This window comes from Simplicispira psychrophila DSM 11588, assembly GCF_000688255.1.
Lineage (GTDB): Bacteria > Pseudomonadota > Gammaproteobacteria > Burkholderiales > Burkholderiaceae_C > Simplicispira > Simplicispira psychrophila.
In genome coordinates, this window is record NZ_JHYS01000002.1 from 218,196 (window position 1) to 240,040 (window position 21,845).

Here is a 21,845-nt window from a genome sequence, read left to right on the forward strand (position 1 = left end):
GCCCCGCCACAACAGGCGCGGGCGCGTGCGCCAAGGGGTGTTAAGCCGCTGCCGGGCGGTGCAGTACGCAGAGCTTGTTGCCGTCCGGGTCGCGCAGATACGCCAAGTACAGCTTGCCGGTCGGGCCGTCGCGCCAGCCGGGCGCGTCTTCGCAGGGGGTGCCGCCGTGCGCCAAGCCGGCCGCATGGAAGGCGGCGCCCTGCTCAGGCGAATCGATATGAAAGCCCACGGTGCTGCCATTGCCGTGGCACGCCGCCTGGCCATTGATGGGGGTGCTGATGGCAAACGTGCCGGTGGGGCTGCGGTAGAAATAGCGCTGCTTGTTGGCCACCCCCGGCGCCACGCCCAGCGCACCCAATACCGCGTCGTAAAACTGCTTCGACTTCTCCAGATCGTTCACACCCACCATCACATGACTGAACATTGCTTTTCCTTCTCAACAGGCCATGCGCCAGCGACATGCCGGCGCTGGCGCATGGTAGCGGCGCAGCGCCTGGGGCCTGCAGCGCTGGTTCGATGACAGTTTTGGGCGGGTGGATAAGGCGGCAGCCGGTCAAAAGCGGTAGATCGCTGCCGCGCCGGTGCTGGTGGGCATACGTTGGACAGGCACCACCACCACGTCACCCCCGGCCTTGAGCACCAACTCGCCCAGGTCGTCCAGCAGGTCATCGACCTGCGGGTCGTCCAGCCTGCGCGCGGTTACCTTGCCGGTGGTGGTTTGGAGGTGGCCGGGAATCAGCCGGTCGGCCTCGATCAGCAGCGTCGCCACACGCCCGGCCACGGCGGCTTTGGCAATATCGCCCAGTGCGTCCGACCCCTGGGCCTTAGCGGCAGCAGCGCCATAGGCAGTGATCAAGCCCGCCAGGCGCTCTAGGTAATCTGCCTGCACCAGTTGCCAGGCACACTCCCGCAGCGCCTCCAGCGGCATGGCATCGGGGTGCACGTCCAGAGCCTCTTTGCGCAGCTGCGGGTTTTTGCTGATCGAGCGGAACAGGTGGTGGTGCTCGGGCAGTGCCGCCAGGATCAGGCCCATCCCGCCCGACGGGCCATAGTGCTGCATCACCGCCTGATCGACCGCGCGGAAAAACTGCTTGGTAGCGTGGGCGCTGGCCGCCTGCTGGACATCGGTACCGTGCCGGGCGGTGTCGTTGCCGAGCATGGCCTCTGCTGTCTGCGCTGTGTCGGCGGGGAGCTGCACTTGCCGCAGGCTATCGCGGTTGCCCTCAAACAGCTTGAAGCTGTTGCGGCTCAGGCCCAGAACCTGGTAGTGGTCGGCCGACTGCGTGATGCGCAGCAGCGGCTTGGTGTGAAAGCTGTCGGCCACCACCACCAACTCGGTCACCGGGCGCGGCAACTGGTAGACGCGGAACACTCCCGGTGCACTCAGCACCGCCAGACCCTCGCTGGTGTGGTTCCAGAACGCATCGTCATTGGCCAGTGCCTCAAACGGCGCCAGCAGCGGCCCCACCTCGCGCTGGGGGTATTGCTGGCGCAGCGACGCTTCCATTTCTTTCATCAGATTGCGAAAGCGGATCGGATCTTGCACGTTGTCAGGGTGCTGCCGGTGGGTCGGCTGGTACAGCGACAGGCAAGGCGCCTCCTCGTTGCGCAACAGAACGCTTGGGTAATCAAGAGCCAAAGAATTCATCGTGAAACCTTCAAAAAAGGGGTGAAAAATCAGCATCAAAATACCAAAAAATAAATTTTTAACAAATTAACGGCTGCGCCAATTTGTAAATGGAATATTTTTTCTAAGCGCCTCTTAGAATTATCGTAGGAACAAAAAAATTTCTAATATTTAAAATGCTTCTATTTATTTCTATAAAGTAAATGAAGTTGCTACGGGTTATTTGTTGTTTTGTTTGTAAAATGTTGAAATTATTGGCGAATCTAGCTGCGCATAAAAATAATTAATATTTATCAGTTTTTGGTGTTTTTATGTTTTTGCCTATCAGGAGGGCGTAAAAATTAAGCGGGGCGTGATTCGCCAAGCGCCTCCCCACCTGCCAGAAGGCGCGCAGGGCCTTGGATGCCGGCGCTGACTTCTCTGGCGTTCAGTGCAGTTCACAGCGCGGTGCGGATGGCGTGATGCAAACCGGCCAGGGCTTTTGCCGCTTTGTGCGTCGGACCCACGGCATCGACCCAGGGCCGGTGGTGCATTGAAAATATCCATCAAATAAACATCAAGCGCTGATGAATAAAGCGTAAGCAGCTATGAAATATGTAGTGCAGAGCAAAAATAAAACGCCTTGGCCGCACCGCCGCTGCGGCTGATTATTTATTATCCAATATTAATTATTAATATTTATTGAATATTAATATCACGTCCCAATTTTATTTTATGCCGTTTTATTTCGTGGCATTGCAATATATTGCAGCCTCTGGCATGGAGGAGCGATGGCAATACCATCCCTCTTGCCGGGAATCAAACAGGGGCTTATTCGGGAAAACCAGATTACGCCAAGTTGAATCAATGTGTAATAATTGCTTTTTTTAAAGAAAGAAATTTCGATGCTTGGCATTACCCCACCGACTAAAACCTTGGCTTTGGCCTTCGCCGCATTTTTGGGCTGTGCCGCCCATGCCAGCGGCACCGTACACGCCCATTGGGATTACCAAGGCGCACACGAGGGGCCTGCCAATTGGGCCGAGTTAGACCCGACCTTTGAAACCTGTGCCAAAGGCGGCAGCCAAAGCCCGATCGACATCAGCAGCACCGTCAAGACGGATTTGCCAAGCCTTAATTTTGACTACCGCAAAACCGAAGCCAGCATTGTGAATAACGGCCACACCGTGCAGGTCAATGTGCCTGCAGGCAGCCAATTCAAGGTGGGCGACCAAACTTACGGGCTATTGCAGTTCCACTTTCATACTCCCAGCGAAGAAACCATCGGCGGCAAACACACCGCCATGGTGGGGCACTTTGTCCACAAAAATGCGGCCGGACAACTCGGGGTGGTGGCGGTGCTGATGCAGCCCGGCCCCATGCCCAGAAACGAGGCGTATGCCCCGATCTTTGACCATTTGCCGCGCCCGAACGAAAAAATCACTGTAGAAGGCATGGAGCTTGATCTGGCTGCGATGCTGCCCGCAGACAAGGGCTACTACAGCTTTGACGGCTCCTTAACCACACCGCCGTGCTCCGAATCGGTCAATTGGATGGTGCTGAAGCGGCCTATCGCGCTGGGCAGCGGCCAAATCAAGGCGTTTCGGCGCCTGTTCAACGCCAATGCCCGCCCCGTGCAGCCGCTCAATGGCCGGGTGATCAAAGAGTCGCTCTAACCGCGCGACTTAGGCGCCGGCCGCCGTCGCCATGCGCAGCTGGCGCGCCGCTTCTTCGTCCCGGGCGTCGTCGATCTCGCGCAGCACCGCTTGCATATCCACATCGGCATGGCTGCGCTCATAGCGGCCGGTTAGCGGCGTCTCGTTGCTGAGCAAGCCGGCTTGGTACAGGCTCCAGATTTCGGCGCCGTACTCGGTCGCCAGCAGCGCCGGGGCAAACTGGCCAAAGAAGTTGCGCAGGTTGCCGACATCGCGCAGCAACATGCGCTGTGCGTGGTTGTTGCCGGCTGCGTCCACGGCTTGGGGCAGGTCGATGATCACCGGGAAGTCCACGCTCTCGCCTTCACCTTCCACCGCACCGTGGGCCAGCAGGATGTTGAACTCCGACAAATCCCCATGCACCACGCCGGCGCACAACATGCGCACCACCTCGGCAATCAGCGTGGCGTGGTGCTGCAGTGCCTGCTCGGGGGTGAAGGACACATCGTTCAGGCGCGGAGCCGCATCGCCATGGGCGTCGGTGACCAGCTCCATCAGCAGCACGCCGTCGTGAAAATTGAACGGCTGCGGCACGCGAACGCCGGCTGCGGCGAGGCGGTAGAGCGCGTCCACCTCGGCGCTTTGCCAGGCTGCCTCTTGCTCTTGCCGGCCAAACTTGCTGCCCTTGGCCATCGCCCGGGCCGATCGCGAGTTCTTGACCTTGCGGTTTTCGGTGTAGTCCACCGCTTGGCGGAAGCTCCGGTTGTTGGCTTCTTTGTAAATCTTGGCGCAGCGCGTCTGGTCGCCAATGCGGACGACAAACACCATCGCCTCTTTGCCGCTCATGAGCTGGCGCACCACGGTGTCGATGAGACCTTCTTCGATCAGGGACTGGAGTCGGGGAGGAGCTTTCATGGGGTCAGATGGTACGTCGCAGAGGGATTTGCCTACGATTTTTAGGTCAAATCGGCCTCTAGCCCTTTAGGTGCGTGCGCTAGCAGCTATCAATACAGTACTGAAACCAGCGCCTTGCTTATGCGCGGATTCGCCAGCCTCAGCTCAATACGCGCCCATGAAATCGCGCTTGCCAATGGGCAAGCCGTTGTGGCGCAGGATGTCGTAGGCCGTCGTCACATGAAAGAAAAACTGCGGTAGACCGTAGCTGGTCAGGTAGGCCTGTCCGCTGAGCTTTTTCTCTTTGGGCGTGCCAGCGCGCAAGATGATTTCACTGCTTTCTTTGCCTTCAAACTGCGCTGCGTTCACGCTGTCCAGAAAGGCCAGGGTCTGCACCAAGAGCGCATCCAGATCGGCAAAGCTCTTCTCTTTGCCTTCAAAGGTCGGCACCTCCACCCCTGCCAGCCGCGCCGAGATGCCGCGTGAAAAATCGGCGGCAATCTGTACCTGCTTGAGCAGCGGAAACATGTCGGGCGCCAGCCGTGCTTGCAGCAGGGCGTCGGGCTCGATCGACTTGGCTGCCGCGTGTTCGCTGGCCTGCGCCAGAATGGTTTTCAAAGCCGTCAGCATCTGCTTGAAGACGGGAACGGAGTGGGTGTACATAGGGCTGGTCATGAGGTGTTCCGGTGAATGGGGAGGGAGGAGCACGGCACAATTTCGCCGTGCCCAGCGAGCCAAAGGCCAAGAGGCACTGTAACCCGCACCTGTGCGAACCCAGCTGCTGCGCGCAGCAGCTTCAGACCTGTAGGGATGAAGACCGCACAGCGGCAGCCCTGTTCACCCCAACCACAGGCGCTGAAGGCACGGCGTTTTGAGTCAAATCAGCCGCAAACGCTTACCCACCAAGCGAAAGAAGCTATCAAAAAATAACTTTTCTTCTGGATCGGTCAGCCCTAGGTTCGCACTTTCCAAGCGGCGAACTCTGGGGCCGCAGGCCGTAGCGCGCCAACACGCCCGGATGCAGCGCCAGCAGTTCCGCCAAGGTCAAGCCGGCAGGCGTGTCGTGAATGCTTTGCAGCAGATCGGTGGCGCGCAATGGAGCTGCCGATGGCGCGATTTGGGTGAATTGCGCCAATGTGGTGTGGCGCGCTGGCTGGAAAATAAGTGGGTGTGTTTTATTTTTCAGTCAAATCCAGAAATAACTTTGAAAGTTATATCTGTATTTGTGGCTTTTATTACTTCGAGTCTTGCACCTTTATAGCCAATTATTTTTGACTCACTAAGGTCATAACTTACTTCGTTGGTAAATGCTGATCTAGCGAGACCATCAGAAAACTCTCTATAGCTAACCGTTACTTTGTTTCCAATTTTCCCATTGTATAAAATTGTCTTTTGGAATGAGTTTTTTATGTCTTTTTTCTCAAATGGAGATTTTTCAATTGAATATTGAAGTTGTTGACAAATTTTGTCAACACATAAACTTCCATCATCTTTTTTTACGAGGACATTTTCAGAATCTTTGTGGTTTACGCTGACTTCAAACCATTGACCTTTTTCATTTTCTTTTTCTAATTGATATGTTCCTTTGAGAAGTGTGTACTTTCCGATTTTATAATTTTCAGGAATGGTTAGTCCCAGTGCATATGTTCTTAGCTTCTGCGAAATAAGCTCCTCGCCAATATTTTTAGTAGCGATATCTCCAGGTGATGGAATTGATATTTGTGCATATTCTTTTTTAATTGAGCTGCAGCCACTGACTGAAAAAATTAATGAAGCTATTATTGCGAAATAATAAAGTTTTTTTGTTTTCATAAATTTATTAATTTAAAGATGGATTTGTTATGCGATGCTCATAAATAATATGATTATGGATGGTCTGCAAAGCCTTGCTCGCTGTCTGAATAGATCGCAGCCTGCCAGACAATGGGGGATTTTTCAAAAGCTATTATTGATGAAATCTTTCTATTTTTTTACATAGGCGTAAACCGCATTATCAGTTTCTTACGCTCAAGATCAACTGCTGTGACGCCCGCGTAGCCGCCACATACAGCACCCGTGCCGCATCCCTGCGCGCTTCGACGTCCACGCCGGCGCCGTCCTCCGCCAACGCGGTCTCGATGCCAGCGTTCAGCCCTTCTCCGCCCACCACCGCCACCACCGGAAACGCCAGTCCTTTGCTGACTTGATGGTCATCACCTTGATGGTGTTCTCCAGTAGATTGAACTGACCTGAGCTGTTGCACCCAAATGCAGCACCGCTACTTATTCAATTTCCCATCTGGAGCTTGTGGATCACGTTTGCCTGCATTCGCCAGTGCCTTCTCCACGGCTTCCAACTCCCTCAAATCTTGTGCATCTGCTGCGCGTGCCTCATCTGCGCGTCGCTGGGCCTCAAAAGCTTCATAACGCTCATGCACGATGGTTTTCATGGCGGCGTGGCCCACGCTGCCCGTGCCTTGCAATATTGGGCGGTCGTTGAAGGCCAGCAGGCGATCCACATTACTGCGCCAGTAATCCAGGGTGAGCTGTTGGCGGTCTTTGACGCGCAGCTCGGCTTGCTCCAGAAAAATCACCACCAGCCGGTTGAGTGAATCAATTTCGTCGGTGCTGAGGTAATTTTTGGCCACGATGACGTCGGCCTTGCGCACGCGGCTGCCTTCCCAGGTGTTGAGCGCCATGTGCGGCTGGCTGGGGTCGGCGCGGGCCACCACCAGTTCGGCGGCGGTTTGGTGGGTGACGGCGTAGAGCAGCTTGTTTTGCACTTCGGCAAAGAAGAAGGGCGCCTGCTTTTCGTGCTCGGCATAGTCCACGCTCAGGGCAAAGAGGTCGCGCACCTTTTGGTAGAAGCGCTTTTCTGAGGCGCGTATCTCGCGGATGCGCGCCAGCAGCTCGTCAAAGTGATCCCAGCCGCTCGGGTTTTTCAAGCGTGCATCGTCCATGACGAAGCCCTTGACCAAATATTCAGCCAGATGGCGGGTGGCCCATTGGCGAAACTGGGTGCCGCGCGCGGAGCGCACGCGGTAGCCCACGGCCAGAATCAGCGGCAGGCTGAACAGTTTGGTGCGGTAATTCTTGCCATCGGCGGCAGTTGTCAAGGATTCCTTGACAACTGAAACGGCGTCCAGCTCACCCTCTTTGAGGATGTTGGCAATGTGCAGGCTGGTGTTTTGCTTGGTGGTGGCAAACAGCTCGGCCATTTCCAATTGGGTCAGCCACACGCTGCCATCCAATGCGCGCAGATTGATTTCGGCCTGCCCGTCTTCGCTGCGGTAAAGAATAAGTGAGCTCATGTTGTGTTGATTTTTTTGAGGGGGTGATGCCGCAGCATAGGCACCAAGCACCGTGGTTTTTTATGCCGTTCCCAAGATCAACCGCTGCGTTGCCCGCGTAGCTGCCACATACAAAACCCGCGCCGTATCTTTGCGTGCTGCGGTGTCAGCCAATGCGGCATCACTGCCGGCTTTCAACTCTTCCCCACCCACCACCGCCACCACCGGAAACTCCAGCCCCTTACTGACTTTCATCGTCATCACCTTGATGCTGTTCTCCAGCGGGTGGTAATCGCCCGCACCCAAACGGTTTTGTACGGGGATTTTGCGTTTGGCCAAAGTGCTGGCGCACAGGTCGCGGGTTTTGGCGTTGTGGCAGAGGACGGCCATGTCGCCCCACGCAAAACCATCAGCGTGGGCGCCTTGCAGCAGGTCGGCGACTTTGGCGGCTTGTTCGGGCAGGGTGGGCAAATTAATAACGATGGGCTCGGGGCCTTCGCGGCCGCAGCTGATGGGTTTGATCAGCGGGATGCCGTCGTCGTCTTTTTCGTCTGCCGTCAGCAGGTCGCCAGCGATGGCGCTGGCGGTGCGCAGAATTTGCCGGGTGTTGCGGTAGTTGATGCGCAGGATGGTCGAGTGCCCTCGGCCTACGGCTTGGATGCCGACGCTTTTGAGCGTGAACTTCAGCCGCTTGTCGCCATAAATGCGCTGGGCATCGTCATACAGCAGCAACAGGCTGTTGGTCGTCGGATCGACCATTTGCGTGACCAGTTTCAACCACTCGGGCGCAAAGTCGTGGCCTTCGTCGATCAGTACCGCCAGGTATTGACCGGTGGGAATATGGCGGCGTGTCACGCCGTCGATGACGCGCTGCACCATGTCGGCAAAGAAGGCGTCTTGCGCCAGGTTGTTGGCTGGCAGGTTTTGCCCGTAAGCCACCAGTTGTGCGCGTGCCCATTTGTGGAAGTGAATGCAATGCACACGTTCCTGCAGTCCTTTGGCAGCCATGCTGGCGGCCAGCATCACGGCCAGCGGCTCGTTGTAGCAGAGCACCAGAATCGGTTTGCCAGTGGCATTGGCGCTGGCCAAATATTCAGCGCGGTAACCCAAAATCATGGTTTTGCCCGAGCCGGCCACGCCGTGGATCACGCGGTGGCCGTCGCCCAAGCTGCGCGCCAGTTGCTCTTGCTGCAAGTCCATCACGCGCAGCATGTCGGGTACTTCGTCTTCGCTGCCGGCTTCGTCAAACAAGCTGGCTTGTTCGCCAATGCGCACCTGCGGAAACAAAATCCAGCGCACGCGGTCGATCTGCGGCAGCGTGAGCGTATGGTAAATGCCGTAGGGGAACATTTCCCACAGCCGACTTTGGAAGGCTTCGGCCTCCACGCTGGGAGCCATTTCGTCGCTGCAAATGACGCGGTGCGCGGCAAGGGCGCCGTCCAGTTGCGCGTCGGTGAACTGCTTGCGTGTGATGTTGGGCAGCACCACGCCGTAGCTCCAAGCAAACACCAATTTGCCTTGGTAGCGCCCGTCCGGGTGCACCAAGCGCTTGTCGGCACTCAGGGCGTCGCACACGGCGTGGGCGTAGTGGCGCGCTTGGCCGAAGGGGGACTGGACAGTGATGGGTTCGCCGCTGGTGCTGTCCAGAATCGTCCACTCGTTTTTGTCGGCCTGCACGATGGTGCTGAGGCGATAGTCTTTGACTTCCAGAATCAGCAGCCCCCGGCTCGGGTGCAGCACGATGAAGTCAGGATGCAATTGCTGCGGGCCGACGGGCACGTCGTACCACAGCAGGTAGTCGTCTTCGAGTTTTTGCTCCAGCCGTTCAGCCAGCCGCAGCTCACCGCCGGTCATGCGCGCGCGGCAGCTGGCCAGCGCGGGTATCAAGGTCGCCATGTCTTCGCTCGCCTTCATTTGTGTCTATTTGTATCGACTTATAGCCCACGGGGCTGAGGCGGGGCTGACTTGGCGGGTGGGCAACGTCCGTGGGCTTTAGAACTGACCCGGGTCAAACGGCAGCGGGTGCTGCGGCTCCTCGGGTGGCCACGTGCCGTGTTGGGTGCGCAGGGCAAACCAGCGGTGCATGGCGGCGTCGTCTACGGCGTATTCGCTGCGGGCTGACTTCCACACCAAGGCCGGTGTGCGCTGGCGCAGTGACTCCAGCGCGTTTTGTGCTTTGGGCGGCGTCACGGGTTGGCCGGTTTTGTCAGCATAAAAGCGCAGCGCCTCGGCGTCGTAAGGGCGAAACCTTTGGCCTTGTTCCAGCAAGCGCCACAGCACCGCCTGCTCCAGCGGTTTAAGCCCCAGGTATTCCGATTCCATTTGCGCTTCGTCTTGGGCCTGGCGCTGGTGCGCTGCCTCCAGCACGGCGGGCTCAAACCGCGTTTGCAGGTCGGCCAAGGGGTTGAGTGCTTGACCGACCGCCGCCATAAAAAACTGCGGACGATGGCCAAAGCTGGCAAATGCCGTGGCCAGAGCGGCGCTGTCCACCGGCTGCAAGTCGGGGTGCTGTTGTTCAATCAGCTGCACCACATGCGCAATGAAGTCGGGGCCCAGTTCTGGCATGCGCTGAATTTGCGAGCCGTAGAAGGGCGCCCCATTGGTGTTGACCAGACGCAGCAGTTTGTCGCGATCCGAGCCCGACATGATCAGCATCAGGTGGATGTCACCGGGGCGGTTGAGCTGATCGCGGGCTGACTTGAGGGCGGTCATGGCTGCTTCGCCGGCCTCGCTGGTCAGTGCGTGCTGGGCCTCGTCGATGATCAGCGCCACCGGGGCCTTGGCCGATTGGTGCAATGCGCGCAGTGCTTCGGTCAGCGTTGCGCCGTCCATCTTCCCGATCTTGCTGGTGTCGATCTTGAGTACGCCGGCAATCGTCACGTTCTCCAGTCCCGATGCGCGCGCCGCCTTGGCCACAGGCCCTAACTGCTGGATCAGCGTCCGGCCAATCGCTTCGGCGATCAGGTCGCCCGGATCGCGCCGCTGGTCGGCCCACAGATCGACATACACCACCACCGCGCCGTCTTGCTCCAATGCGGGTTGCAGGTCGGCTTGTAAGAAGGTGGATTTACCGGTGCGCCGGGGTGCCGCCAAGAACAGGCCGTTGTGCGCATCGCCCAACAAGCCCTTGCCCTGCAAGGCGGTGACCAAGTCTTGTGCCAGTGCGCGGCGGGGAAAGTGAATCATGGCTTTTATCCTGAATTATCAAAAAACTGATAATTTATCGTTTGCCGGATAAAAGTCAATAAATGCTGGAATGTGGGTGGGACGACCTCACCCCGCCTGCACTTGGTTTCTTCCTTGCAGTTTTGCGCGGTACAGCTGGGCGTCGGCGGCGGCAATCATGGCGTCGATGTTGTCGATGACCACGGTGGAGACGCCGATGCTGATGGTGATGGAGACCTGCTTGCCGTCGAATTCGAAGCGCTCTGCCGCCAGCTGCTGGCGGAAAGCGTCGAACAGCGCGAGCGCCTCCTGGGGCGGCAGGTTGGGCGCGATGATGCAGAACTCTTCGCCGCCAAAGCGCGACACCACGTCACTGGTGCGGAAACGCGCTTTCAGCAACTGACCGACGCGCGCCAGCACTTCGTCGCCGGCGTCGTGGCCCCAGGTGTCGTTGATGCGCTTGAAGTGGTCGATATCGAGCATGGCCACTGCCAGCGGCGTGCCGTGGCGCCGGGCGCCGGCGACCAGGGGCACACCCAAGCGCAGCAGTTGGCGGCGGTTGTCGAGCCCGGTGAGAAAGTCGGTGGTCGCGGCCTGTTCGGCGCTGACCATCTTCTGGTAGGTCAGGGCGTTGGCCAGGGCGATGGAGATTTTGGCGGCGAACACTTCCAGCAGCTTGCGGTCGCTTTCATCGGCCAAGCCCAGGCCGCCGTGCAGTAGCGCCGCCGTTGCCCTGGTGTCGCCGGTGTCCAGATAGAGCACGGTGTATTCCCCGGTCAGTTGGCTTTTTTGCTGTTGCAGCGCTTGGCGCACCACCTCGAGCATGGCCGGGTCGCAGCAATTGCCGTCCGCATCCTCGTGCATGTTGCAGCCGCAGCATTCGCCGGTGCTGGCCAGAACGCGGATGCCGTTGTCGTCCGGTGGGTTGTCGTGCAGCTTGTCGGGATCGTATTGCACGCAGATGATGCCGTTGGGCTGGCAGCCCAGAAAGGCCGACAACTGGGTCAGTACGCCAGCCGCAAACTGCTGCAAGGAGTGCACCTGGAACAGCGTGCTGGTGCTGTCGAGTATCTTTTCCAGCCCCTTGCGGGTCTTGTCCAGTGCGACGATGGTTTCGTAAGAGCGCAAGGCTGCCACCACGGTGGTGAACAGTTTTTGCGCCGTCAGTTCGCTCTTGGCTTTGTAGTCGTTGATGTCGTAATCGACGATGACTTGTTCTTCGGGCGCTTGCCCTGGCTGGCCGGTGCGCAGGATGATGCGCGTGGCGATGTTGCCCAATTCTGTGCGGATCACCGACACCAAGCGCAGGCCGGCATCGTCGGTTTCCATCACCACGTCGAGCAGCACCACGGCAATGTCGCGCTCGCTCTCCAGCAGGGCGCGTGCCTCGGCGGCGGAGTGGGCCGAGAGCAGTTCGATGCCCCGGCCCTTGTAGCGCATCTTGCCCAGAATCAACCGGGTGACGGCGTGGACTTCGACATCGTCATCGACGATCAAGACGCGCCAGTCGCGCAACAGCGGTGTGACGCTGGCCTGCGGGCTGGCAGGCTTGAGCTTGAGGGGCGTGGCATTCATACGCGGGGTTCCGAAGAGGGTGTCGAAGGGGTGGTTGGCGATGAGGTGTCGGCCAAACTGCGTGGCAAATGCAGGGTAAAGGTTGTCCCTTGTCCTGGGCGGCTGTCCAGCGCCAGCGTGCCTTTGAGCGCTTGGGTGACGATGCTGTGCACGATGTGCAGGCCCAGGCCGCTGCCGCCGCTGGAGCGGCGGGTGGTGAAGAAGGGCTCGAACACGCGCACGTGCAGTTCGGGCGGAATGCCTTTGCCGTCGTCCCGGAAGATCAGGCGCAGCTGCGCGCCATCGACAGCCGCCACGGCCACCACAGTGATGTCGATATGCCCGGTCTGCTCGGGCGTGAAGGCGTGGAACAGGGCATTCATCACCAGATTGGTCAGCACTTGTGAAAACGCCCCTGGCAGGCTGTCCAGGGTCAGCGCCGGCGGGCAGTTGACACGGATCTCGATGTGCGATTTTTTCAGGTGTGGGCGCAGGCTGAGCAGCACTTCGTCGATGTAGCTGGCCACGGCGAAGGAGCGGCGCTCGCCGCCGGTCTGGTCCACGGCCACCTGTTTGAAGCTCTGGATCAGGTCGGCCGCGCGCTGGCTGTTCAGTGTCATCAACTGGGTGGCTTGGCGGGCGGTGGCGAAGTAGTCGCTCAGGCCTTCTTCGCTGAGGTCACCGGCCTGGTAGGCGCGGTCGGTTTTTTGTGTTTCGGCGTCGAGATGGGTCGCGGCGGACAGCGTGACACCAATCGGCGTGTTGACCTCGTGCGCCACGCCGGCCACCAGGCCACCCAGGGCGGCGAGTTTTTCTACCTGTACCAGTTCGTCCTGCATCTGTTGTTGCTGGGCCAGGGCGCGTTCGGCCTGCTGCTTGGCCGCTACCAAGTCCTGCCGTGTCTGCTCCCGCTCGGTCACATCGCGCAGGGTGACGGTGGCCAGTCTTTCGGCGGCTTCGCCGCTGTGCGACAAACTGATTTCAACCAAGGCCTGGCTGCCGTCGCGCTTCAACGCACTCAAGGCCAGGCCGCCGCCCATCGGCCGGTGGCGTGCCTGGGTGAAGTAGTTGGCACGCTGTACGCTGTGCACTTCACGGTAGTTGGGCGGGATCAGTTGTTCCACGGTCAGACCGAGCAGTTCGCTGCTGCTGTAGCCAAAAAATTTCTCGGCCATGTGGTTGACGCGCACGATACGGCCATTGGGCGCTACCGACAGCATGGCATCGGGGGCGGTATCGAGCAGCAGGTCGAGTCGCTGGCGGGTGTGGCGGATGGTGGCATGGGCCACCACCAGGTTGTTCAGAAAGCGCAGCAAGGCCAGGGTGGCAAAGATCATCGCGGCGATCACCAACGCGCCGCCGATCTGCGAAAAGCGCACCGCCTCGGCATGGATAGCTTTGGCTGTTTCCAGTGTGAGCTGCGCTCGCACCACAGCCCGGCCGTTCAATTGGGCCAAGGCCTTGAGCGCAGGGGCGTCATCGATCTTGACCACGGCATCAATCTCTGCCGAGCTGGCGCCGGCAGCCACCATCGGCGCCACCCTTTGGTATTTGGCGGCGTAGTCTTCCAGCGTGGCCCGCACCTGGGCCAGCGCCAACTTGTCCTCGGGCACGCGCAGCAAGTTCTCCAAGTGAGCGAACTGCACGCGAAAGCCGGCGATATCGGCCTCAATTTTTGCTTGGTAACGCGGCAGGTCACCCCGTAGCACCAGGTTTTTGAAATTGTGGATAAAGCCGCCGTAGCCGATGTGCCGGGTGATTTCGGTCTGAGCCTCACCAATGGCTGTGGCGCGTGCGTTGTGCTCTTCCCAAGCCGTTTCTACCGCCTGAAAACGCAGCAGACTGAGCGCGCCAAAAATCAGCGCCAGCAGGATCACCATTGCGCCACACAGCGCGATCAGGTGCGTTTGGCGGCGGTGGGTGGTGGCTGAGGTATCGGGATGCGGTGACATGGCAGGCTCAGACCGCCCCAGATGACGCCACAAAACTACCGGATTTGCCACCATGCTTTTCCAGCACGCGCACGTCGTGAATGGACATGCCGCGGTCGGCCGCTTTGCACATGTCGTAGATGGTGAGCAGGGCCACCTGCACCGCGGTCAGGGCTTCCATTTCGACGCCGGTGGGGCCAACGGTTTCTACCGTTGCGGTGCAATAGATGCCGCAAGCGCCCGGCTGGTATGCACTGGCAGCTTTGAATTCGATAGCAATACGGGTCAGCGCCAGCGGGTGGCACAAGGGAATCAGGTCGCTGGTTTTTTTGGCGCCTTGGATGCCGGCGATGCGGGCGATGCCGAGCACGTCACCTTTTTTGGCGGTGCCGGCGTCGATCAGCGCCAGGGTGCTGGGCCGCATTTCAATGCGCCCGCCGGCGACCGCTATGCGGTGCGTGGCGGCTTTGGCGGCGACGTCAACCATGTGGGCCTGGCCCTGGGCGTCAAAGTGGGTGAGTGCAGACATGGTGGTGAGCGTGTGAAACAGTGGGAAACATTCAAAGGACGGGGGCATCATACGGCCATGCTTTATCCCCTTTGCACGTTGCCGCGCTCCGCAATTATCCGTCGGCTGGCGCGCCAATTTTTAGAGCCAAAATGGCCTGTAGCCCAATCTATGCGTGCGCTTCTAGCTTCTGTATTAGTAGCATATGCCGCCTGCGCCATGCTGCCAGCCGCCGCACAGTCGGGCTTGCCGACTTTGGGCGATGGCAGTGATCTGACAGTGGGCGACGAGCGCCGGCTGGGCGACCGCATCATTCGCCAGCTGTACCGCGACCCGGACTACATTGATGACGCGGTGCTGGACGAGTATGTGCAGGGCGTGTGGCAGGCGTTGCTGGTGGCAGCACGCGCGCGTGGCGAGTTGTCGCCCGAGCTGGACGAGCGCTTTGCTTGGGAGGTGCTGCTGGGGCGCGACCGCACAGTAAATGCGTTTGCGCTGCCGGGCGGTTACTTGGGCGTGCATCTGGGATTGATCGGCGTGGTGGGCAGCCGCGATGAGCTGGCCTCGGTGCTGGCGCACGAGCTGAGCCATGTCACGCAGCGCCATATCTCGCGCCTGATGACCCGCCAGGGACGCCAGACGCCGCTGATGCTCGGAGCGATGGTCCTGGGCGCGCTGGCCGCGAGCAAAAACCCGGCGGCGGCGCAGGCGATGATGGTCGGCGGCCAAGCGCTGCTGGCGCAAAACCAGTTGAATTTTTCACGCGACATGGAGCGTGAGGCGGACCGCATTGGCTACGGCCTGATGGCGCCGGCGGGGTTTGCGCCGCAGGGCTTTGTCGGCATGTTCGACAAGTTGCAGCAGGCCAATCGCTTGAACGACAACGGCTCTTGGCCGTATCTGCGCAGCCACCCGCTGACCTCGCAGCGCGTGGCCGATATGCAGTCGCGCCAGCCGCCGGGCAGCAGCGCCGCGTTGCCGCAGCCCCATTTTGAGGACGCGATGCTGGCGGCGCGGGCGCGGGTGCTGTCCAACCCGGGTATCGATGTGTGGCGCCAGTGGCTGGCCGAGCCGCAAGGCAGTGGCTTTGCCGCGCTGGCGCCGGTGCGCCAGAGCGCGGTGCTGTATGCCGCCGTGCTGGTGGCCAGCCAGTTGCGCGAACCGGTGGCGGCGCGCCCGCTGCTGCCGCGTTTGTTGGCGCTGGTCAGCGGTGATGCACCGGCGCGGCGCCAGGCGCAGTTGTTGGCCGCCGAGGTCGAACTGGCTGCGGGGGAAGCCGAGGCCGCACTGCGCGCCGTGCCGGAGGGCAGCGGGCGGCCCGAGTTGCTGCTGCGGGCGCAGGCGTTGCTGCACACGCCGCGTGCCCGCGTGGGCATGGATGCAGAGGTGGCGCAGGTCACCGGGCGCTTGCAGACCCGGGTGGCGACGCACCCGCAGGATGCCGGTGCGTGGCAGCTGCTGGCCAGCCTGTGGCAGGCCCAGGGCCAGGCGCTGCGGGCGGTGCGCGCTGAGGCCGAGGCCCAGGCGGTGCACTATGACTACGCGGCGGCGGTGGACCGTTTTCGGGCCGGACAGGAGCTGGCGCGCCATAGCCGCGCGCCTGGTGATTTTGTCGAAGCCTCGATCATCGATACGCGCCTGCGCGCGCTGCAATCACTGCTTCGTGAACAGACCGCCGAGCGCTGATTCGATCACCAGGCCAAGGGCGGAATACAGCAGCGAGCCCAGCAGCGCCGCGCCAAAGCCGCGCACATAAAAGCCGTCGAGGACGCCCGCAGCGGCCCAGAACATCAGCGCGTTGATGACGAACAGAAACAGCCCGACGGTAACGATAGTGACCGGCAAAGTTAGCACCACCAACACCGGACGCAGTACCGCGTTGAACAGGCCAATCACAAAGGCGGCGATCAAAGCGGCGCTGAAGCTGCGGACTTCGACGCCGCTGTAGAGGTAGGCCACCAGCAGCAGCGCGGCGGCGCTGAGCAGCCATTGGGTGAGGAGTTTCATTTGCTGCCTTTTTGCCAGCGCAAGCCCCAGCCATAGTGCTCGTCGAGTTGGACGTGCCCGGAGAAGTATTCGGCCAACTTGGTCACGCGCAATTGGCCGTCCACGTTTTCGAGCATGGCAATGGCGCACAGGTTCTTGCGCTCTTCGTGGCCGTCCAGCCGCACCTCAATCGGTGGATGTCCAGGGACCGACACGGTGACCACACCGTCGGCCTGCGCCCAATGGGCGACGCCTTCGTAGATAAAGGCATAGATGCAGATGCGTTTGATCTGCGGGAGTTGGTCGCCGTTGATGTAGAGAAACTCCCCGTCGGCGCTGGTGCCGCTGCGGTCGTCGCCGGCCATGTGGATGTAAGGCGGTTGCTCGTAGGCGCCAAAGGTGTTGCCCAGCGCTTGCACGACGGAGCGCTGGCCGTCACTCAACTCAAACAGGCAACCCAGGTCAAGGTCGATGGCGCCACCGGCTGCCGCTGCGCCACCGCCCAGCAAACCCGCCAGAAAGCCGCTCTTGCGCGGCGCCGCCGTGTTGCGGGTGCCGCCGGCGGTCCACTGGAGGTTGCAGACGATGCGCCCGTGACCGACACCCGTGCCGCGTTTTTCCAGCGAAATTTTGTCGCCGCGCTTGTCCAGGGTGATCTTGCCCAGGGAGACTTTGGCCGGGGCGGGTGCCGGTGTCGGCGTTGGAGCTGGGGGGGGGTTTGGGGTGGGCGTGGGTACAGGTGTCGGCGCTGGTGCGGGTTCTGCCACGCTGCCGCCAAAGTGCTGCACCAGTGCCGCCAGACCACCGTTGAAGCCTTGTGCCACCGGGCTGGTGCGCCACTGGCCGTCTTTGCGGTAGAACTCGATCAGCATCACCGCTCGCTCGTTTTGAAAGAGGCTGCCATCGAGGGCAAATTCCGCCGCTGTGCTGCCGTCCGCCCGGCGCAAGCGCGCGTGGCTGGCGCCCAGGGCGCGCAGGCCGTCGGCCGATTCGGTGGCCAGCGTCACCACCAGGGCATCAATCGAGGCGGGCAAGCGTGCCAGATCCATCTCAAAAGTGTGCGTGCCGCGTTGCTGGACGCCGCCGCAAGGGCTTTGCGGCTGGTTAAAGAACGTCATGTAGCGTTCGTCCGCCAGCCGCCGGTTGGTATCGAGGCCAAAGCAGGCGCTATCGAGCGCCAGACTGGTGGGCGCCAGTGCCAGCTCCAGTGTGAAGCTGCCCTGGGACAAGCCTAGATCGCTCAGTGGGGTGCGCTGGCCGCGCAGGAGAGAAAGGGGCTGGGACATGCGGTGCTCCATCAAAAAAATAGGCCGAGCACAATCAAGATCGCGCCGGCCAATGGGGGTAAACAGGGGTTGTGGTGCTGGCGTTTTATGCCGCGTAGTGTTCTGGGTATTTTTTGCGGTGGCGCAGGGACGACCACACCGAGGCGCCAATGAAACCGACGCCGATCAGGCCGGTGATGACTTCAGAGACATGCAGCGTGGTGCCCAGCAGCATGATCAAGGCCAGCGCGCCAATAGCGTAATGCGCGCCGTGCTCCAGATAGATGTATTCGTTCAAGGTGCCGCGGTTGACCAGATACACCGTCATGGAGCGCACGAACATGGCGCCAATCGCCAGGCCCAGCATGATGATCACGACGTCTTTGGTGATGGCAAAAGCGCCGATCACGCCGTCAAAAGAGAACGAAGCATCGAGCACTTCAAGGTATAAAAAGCTGGCAAAACCCGAGCGGTGGATAGTTTTGACGGCCGCATCGCCTTCTTCTTCATTTTCAAACAGCGCGCCCACCGCATCGACGGCCAAGTACAGCAGCACGCCCAGCACGCCGGCGACAAATACGCGCGACTGTTCTGCTTCAGGCACCCACCAGCGGGTCGAAAAAATGGCGCATAAGGCGATAAAGACGCTGATTTCGCTGAACTTGGCGAGTTTCGTCAGGCGCTCTTCCAGCGCACCCAGCCAATGGGTTTCCTTGTTGGTATCGAACAGAAAGTTCAGGAACACCAGCAGCAGAAACATGCCGCCAAAGGCGGAAATGACGGGGTAGGCCTCGGTCAGTACCTGGGAGTATTGGCTAGGATTATTCAGCGCCATATTCATCGTTTCGACGGTGCTGATGCCACCCGAGAAGCTGACGATGACGATGGGGAAAACCAGCCGCATACCAAAAACCGCCACCAAGATACCCACCGTGAGGAAGGCTTGGCGCCAGAATTCGGACATGTCCTTGAGCACGCCGGCATTGACCACGGCGTTGTCAAATGACAGGCTGACTTCCAGGACAGCCAGCACCGTGACCAGCCACAGCGCGGTCCACAGTCCCATGCTGTGTTGGGTGCCCCACCAGCCGGCAACGCCTAAGCACAGTGCGGTCACCAAGAAGGAAATTCTGAATTCTTTCATTGAGTTTTTCAGCCTCCCGGCTGTATATGGATAGAAAAAGGAAGCAAAGATCCTGGCTGGACTGCTTTGATAAGACGTGCCGCCGCAAAGCAGAGCAGGTCGAAACATACACTAGAATTAAAAATCGCTTGCCCACTTGGCCATTGGCCTGCTAGAAAAATCAGCGCATGGGCTTGTCATATATTTGGCACACTTATGGGGTGGAATTTCACTCCATGGGCCAGAGATAGGGCTTGAGGTACTGTGTATTCAATACCTAATATCGCGTATAAGTTTCTGCACCTTATTTTCTCAACCTGAAGGAGTCCATTGATGGCAATCAGTCTGCAAAAAGGCGGCAACGTCAACTTGTCCAAAGAAGCCCCTGGCATGAAAAAAATGCTGGTCGGTCTGGGCTGGAATCTGCGTGCCACGGACGGCGCCGCATTCGACTTGGATGGCAGTGTATTTTTGCTGGGCGCTGGCGGCAAGGTGCGCTCGGATGCTGATTTTGTGTTTTACAACCAGGCCAAGTCGAGCGACGGCAGCGTGGTGCATTCGGGCGACAACCGCACCGGTGAAGGCGAGGGTGACGATGAATCGATCACTATGGAGCTGGACAAAATTCCGGCCGATGTCGAAAAAATTGCGGTGTGCGTGACGATCCATGACGCTGAAGCCAAACGCCAGAACTTTGGCATGGTGGCCAGCGCGTATGTGCGTTGTGTCGATGCCGTCAGCAACGTAGAAGTGGCGCGTTATGACCTGTCTGAAGACGCTTCGGTCGAGACCGCCATGATTTTTGGTGAAATTTACCGCCACAACGGCGAGTGGAAGTTCAAGGCCATGGGCCAGGGCTTCAAGGGCGGTTTGGGCCCGATGGCGAAAAACTTCGGCGTCAACGTCTAAGTCAGGCGCCTGGGGGCGCTGACGTTGGTGTCTGGGCCAGGCTGCACTGCGCGTGCTCCTGGCTCTTTTTTTTGCAGAATGCAGGGCCACCGGGTGTGGCGATTGATCGCCAGCGCCCCTTTGGAGGAGAAGAGGTTGTATGCCAGTTTTTACTGTGACCGGTGATGTCGATCCATTTCTGCATGTGGCGTTGAACCAGGGCGAAACCATTTTTTGTGAATCCGACGCGATGGTGATGATGGAGTCCAATCTGGATCTCTCGGGTACGGTGCAGGGCGGCATTTTGCAGGCCGCCATGCGCCGTTTTGCCAATGGCGAGTCGTTCTTTCAGCAGCGCATTGAGGCGACCCGCGGGGCGGGCGACTGCCTGCTGTCGCCCACCATGCCGGGCGGCGTCGAGGTGCTGGAAGTGGGCGCGCGCCAGTACCTGCTCAGCGACGGCGCTTACGTGGCGGCGACTGCGGGCGTGCAGGTGACAGCGCGCAGCCAGGGCCTGGGCAATGCGCTGTTTGGCGGCACCGGGGGATTTTTTGTCGGCCAGTCCAGTGGCAGTGGCCAGTTGGCGGTCAATGGCTTTGGTTCCCTGTTTCGGCTGGATGTGCAGCCGGGCAAAGACATCACGATTGACAATGGTCATGTCGTGGCTTGGGACGCGACGCTGCAATACGGTTTGAGCGCCTCCACCAACTCCAAGCGTGGCTTGCTGGGCAATTTGGTCGGCAGCATGACCTCGGGCGAGGGGATGGTGCTGAAGTTTTCCGGGCAAGGCCAGGTGCTGGTGTGCTCGCGCAATAAGGACAGTTTTCTGGCGTGGCTGGCCAGCAAAATTCCGACAAGGTCTTCCTGATCGACCGGGCCCTTGGTGGCCTGAATTTTTTATCTACTCCCTGGAGTCTTCGGCATGTCTTTCTTTGATTCTCTGAAACAGTCCCTCACCGGTGCGGCCCAGTCGATGAACACCGAGCTGAAAAAATACCGCTCCAAAGACCTGATGCAGGCGATTGTGGCCAGCGCCACGTTGATGGCTTATGCGGATGGCGAAGTCACGGCGGCGGAGAAGCAAAAGCTCTTGGGCTATATGCGCAACTCGGAGCAGATGTCGGTGTTCGAGACCGACAAAGTCATCGAGGCGTTCAATCAGTACGTGGGGCGTTTTGACTTTGACGCGACGATTGCCACTGGCGAAGTGCTGCAAAAATTGGCCGCCTTCAAGAATAAACCCGAGGCGCAGCTGATTGCGCGCGTGTGTTTGGCGATTGCCAACGCCGATGGCCAGTTTGATGCGGCCGAGCGCAAAACCATGGACAAAATTTGCCAGACTTTGGGGCTTGACAGCGCCACGGTTCTTTGAGTTTTTGACTGAATTTTTCACCACGCAACAGGAGTAGCACCATGGCAGTGAATTTGCAAAAAGGCCAAAAAATATCGCTCAACAAAGAAGCGGGCAGCGCGCTGACCCAGGTCGTGATGGGCTTGGGCTGGGATGCCGCCAAAAAGAAGGGCTTTTTGGGCTTTGGCGGTGGCAGCCAGGAGATTGATCTGGATGCCTCGTGCCTGATGTTCGATGCCGTAGGGGCCTTGGTCGATGCCGTCTGGTTTCGCCAATTGCGCAGCAAGGACGGCAGCATTGAGCACACCGGCGATAACCGCACTGGTGCCGGCGACGGCGACGATGAGCAGATCAAGGTGGCGCTGGACCGCGTGCCGGCACAGGTCAAGTCACTGGTGTTCACCGTCAACTGCTTTACTGGCCAAGACTTTAGCCAAGTAGCCAATGCTTTTTGCCGCATTCTGGACGGCCGCAGCCAGCAAGAAGTGGCGCGCTACGACCTGTCGGTGCAGGGCAGCCACAACGCGCAGATCATGGCCAAGCTGTATCGCCACAACGACGAGTGGAAGATGCACGCGATTGGTGAAAACGGCCAGGGCCGCACCTTTGAAAATCTGATGCCCCAGATCACCCCGCACCTGTAAGGCAACG

The 21,845-nt window shown here is 59.7% G+C and carries 21 protein-coding genes; 6 read left to right on the forward strand and 15 right to left on the reverse strand.

What is annotated here, in order from left to right:
* Positions 1–40 precede the first annotated feature (40 nt).
* Positions 41–424: a VOC family protein gene (locus Q390_RS0103060; protein ID WP_027994754.1), complete on the reverse strand. Its 384-nt coding sequence runs from the start codon at positions 422–424 to the stop codon at positions 41–43.
* A 129-nt stretch (positions 425–553) separates the two neighbouring features.
* Positions 554–1,648, reverse strand: coding sequence for a baeRF3 domain-containing protein (locus Q390_RS0103065; protein ID WP_027994755.1), 1,095 nt, complete (start codon positions 1,646–1,648; stop codon positions 554–556).
* Between the two features lie 863 nt (positions 1,649–2,511).
* Between Q390_RS0103065 and Q390_RS0103075 the strand changes: the two genes are divergently transcribed.
* On the forward strand, positions 2,512–3,282 hold the full coding sequence (locus Q390_RS0103075; protein WP_037472025.1) for a carbonic anhydrase: 771 nt from the start codon (positions 2,512–2,514) through the stop codon (positions 3,280–3,282).
* Positions 3,283–3,291: 9 nt separating this feature from the next.
* On the opposite strand, the gene Q390_RS0103080 is transcribed toward Q390_RS0103075, so the two are convergent.
* The 10 genes from Q390_RS0103080 to moaC form a co-directional block, all read right to left on the reverse strand.
* Positions 3,292–4,176 (reverse strand): PA4780 family RIO1-like protein kinase, encoded by an 885-nt coding sequence (locus Q390_RS0103080; protein ID WP_027994757.1) that lies wholly within the window; start codon positions 4,174–4,176, stop codon positions 3,292–3,294.
* A 144-nt stretch (positions 4,177–4,320) separates the two neighbouring features.
* Positions 4,321–4,830, reverse strand: coding sequence for a DUF1993 domain-containing protein (locus Q390_RS0103085; protein ID WP_027994758.1), 510 nt, complete (start codon positions 4,828–4,830; stop codon positions 4,321–4,323).
* 507 nt (positions 4,831–5,337) lie between these two features.
* Entirely contained in the window at positions 5,338–5,967 is a 630-nt protein-coding gene (locus tag Q390_RS19830; RefSeq protein WP_156949810.1) for a hypothetical protein, read from the reverse strand.
* Positions 5,968–6,148: 181 nt separating this feature from the next.
* Entirely contained in the window at positions 6,149–6,397 is a 249-nt protein-coding gene (locus Q390_RS19835; protein WP_156949811.1) for a hypothetical protein, read from the reverse strand.
* 15 nt (positions 6,398–6,412) lie between these two features.
* Positions 6,413–7,444 (reverse strand): virulence RhuM family protein, encoded by a 1,032-nt coding sequence (locus Q390_RS0103095; RefSeq protein WP_027994759.1) that lies wholly within the window; start codon positions 7,442–7,444, stop codon positions 6,413–6,415.
* Between the two features lie 60 nt (positions 7,445–7,504).
* Positions 7,505–9,319, reverse strand: coding sequence for a 3'-5' exonuclease (locus Q390_RS0103100; protein WP_027994760.1), 1,815 nt, complete (start codon positions 9,317–9,319; stop codon positions 7,505–7,507).
* A 96-nt stretch (positions 9,320–9,415) separates the two neighbouring features.
* Complete coding sequence (locus Q390_RS0103105) at positions 9,416–10,609, reverse strand: AAA family ATPase (RefSeq protein WP_027994761.1); 1,194 nt, start codon at positions 10,607–10,609, stop codon at positions 9,416–9,418.
* A gap of 87 nt (positions 10,610–10,696) precedes the next feature.
* Positions 10,697–12,163 (reverse strand): diguanylate cyclase, encoded by a 1,467-nt coding sequence (locus Q390_RS17355; RefSeq protein WP_051603008.1) that lies wholly within the window; start codon positions 12,161–12,163, stop codon positions 10,697–10,699.
* Positions 12,160–14,094, reverse strand: a complete 1,935-nt coding sequence (locus tag Q390_RS18985; RefSeq protein WP_051603009.1) for a PAS domain-containing sensor histidine kinase — start codon at positions 14,092–14,094, stop codon at positions 12,160–12,162. Before Q390_RS18985 ends, Q390_RS17355 begins: the two co-directional genes overlap by 4 nt.
* A 7-nt stretch (positions 14,095–14,101) precedes the next feature.
* Positions 14,102–14,602 carry a cyclic pyranopterin monophosphate synthase MoaC gene (moaC, locus tag Q390_RS0103120; protein WP_027994762.1) on the reverse strand — a complete coding sequence of 167 codons (501 nt, stop codon included), beginning with the start codon at positions 14,600–14,602 and terminating at the stop codon, positions 14,102–14,104.
* A gap of 150 nt (positions 14,603–14,752) precedes the next feature.
* On the opposite strand from moaC, the gene Q390_RS0103125 reads away from it, so the two are divergent.
* The gene (locus Q390_RS0103125; RefSeq protein ID WP_037472027.1) at positions 14,753–16,267 is read left to right on the forward strand and encodes a M48 family metalloprotease; all 1,515 of its coding nucleotides are present in this window, start codon (positions 14,753–14,755) and stop codon (positions 16,265–16,267) included.
* Here Q390_RS0103125 and Q390_RS0103130 read toward each other — a convergent pair.
* From Q390_RS0103130 to Q390_RS0103140, 3 genes are all read right to left on the reverse strand, one after another.
* Positions 16,235–16,588, reverse strand: coding sequence for a phage holin family protein (locus Q390_RS0103130; RefSeq protein ID WP_027994764.1), 354 nt, complete (start codon positions 16,586–16,588; stop codon positions 16,235–16,237). The two genes, Q390_RS0103125 and Q390_RS0103130, sit on opposite strands and share 33 nt — an antisense overlap.
* The gene (locus tag Q390_RS0103135) at positions 16,585–17,853 is read right to left on the reverse strand and encodes a TerD family protein (RefSeq protein WP_037472100.1); all 1,269 of its coding nucleotides are present in this window, start codon (positions 17,851–17,853) and stop codon (positions 16,585–16,587) included. The genes Q390_RS0103130 and Q390_RS0103135 overlap by 4 nt, the downstream gene beginning before the upstream one ends.
* Before the next feature lie 85 nt (positions 17,854–17,938).
* Positions 17,939–18,976, reverse strand: a complete 1,038-nt coding sequence (locus tag Q390_RS0103140; protein ID WP_037472028.1) for a DUF475 domain-containing protein — start codon at positions 18,974–18,976, stop codon at positions 17,939–17,941.
* A 312-nt stretch (positions 18,977–19,288) separates the two neighbouring features.
* Between Q390_RS0103140 and Q390_RS0103145 the strand changes: the two genes are divergently transcribed.
* The 4 genes from Q390_RS0103145 (at position 19,289) to Q390_RS0103160 (ending at position 21,838) form a co-directional block, all read left to right on the forward strand.
* Entirely contained in the window at positions 19,289–19,864 is a 576-nt protein-coding gene (locus Q390_RS0103145) for a TerD family protein (protein WP_027994767.1), read from the forward strand.
* A gap of 139 nt (positions 19,865–20,003) precedes the next feature.
* On the forward strand, positions 20,004–20,711 hold the full coding sequence (locus tag Q390_RS0103150) for a TIGR00266 family protein (protein ID WP_027994768.1): 708 nt from the start codon (positions 20,004–20,006) through the stop codon (positions 20,709–20,711).
* 54 nt (positions 20,712–20,765) lie between these two features.
* On the forward strand, positions 20,766–21,215 hold the full coding sequence (locus Q390_RS0103155) for a tellurite resistance TerB family protein (RefSeq protein ID WP_027994769.1): 450 nt from the start codon (positions 20,766–20,768) through the stop codon (positions 21,213–21,215).
* A gap of 41 nt (positions 21,216–21,256) precedes the next feature.
* Entirely contained in the window at positions 21,257–21,838 is a 582-nt protein-coding gene (locus Q390_RS0103160) for a TerD family protein (protein WP_027994770.1), read from the forward strand.
* The last annotated feature ends 7 nt before the right edge of the window (positions 21,839–21,845 follow it).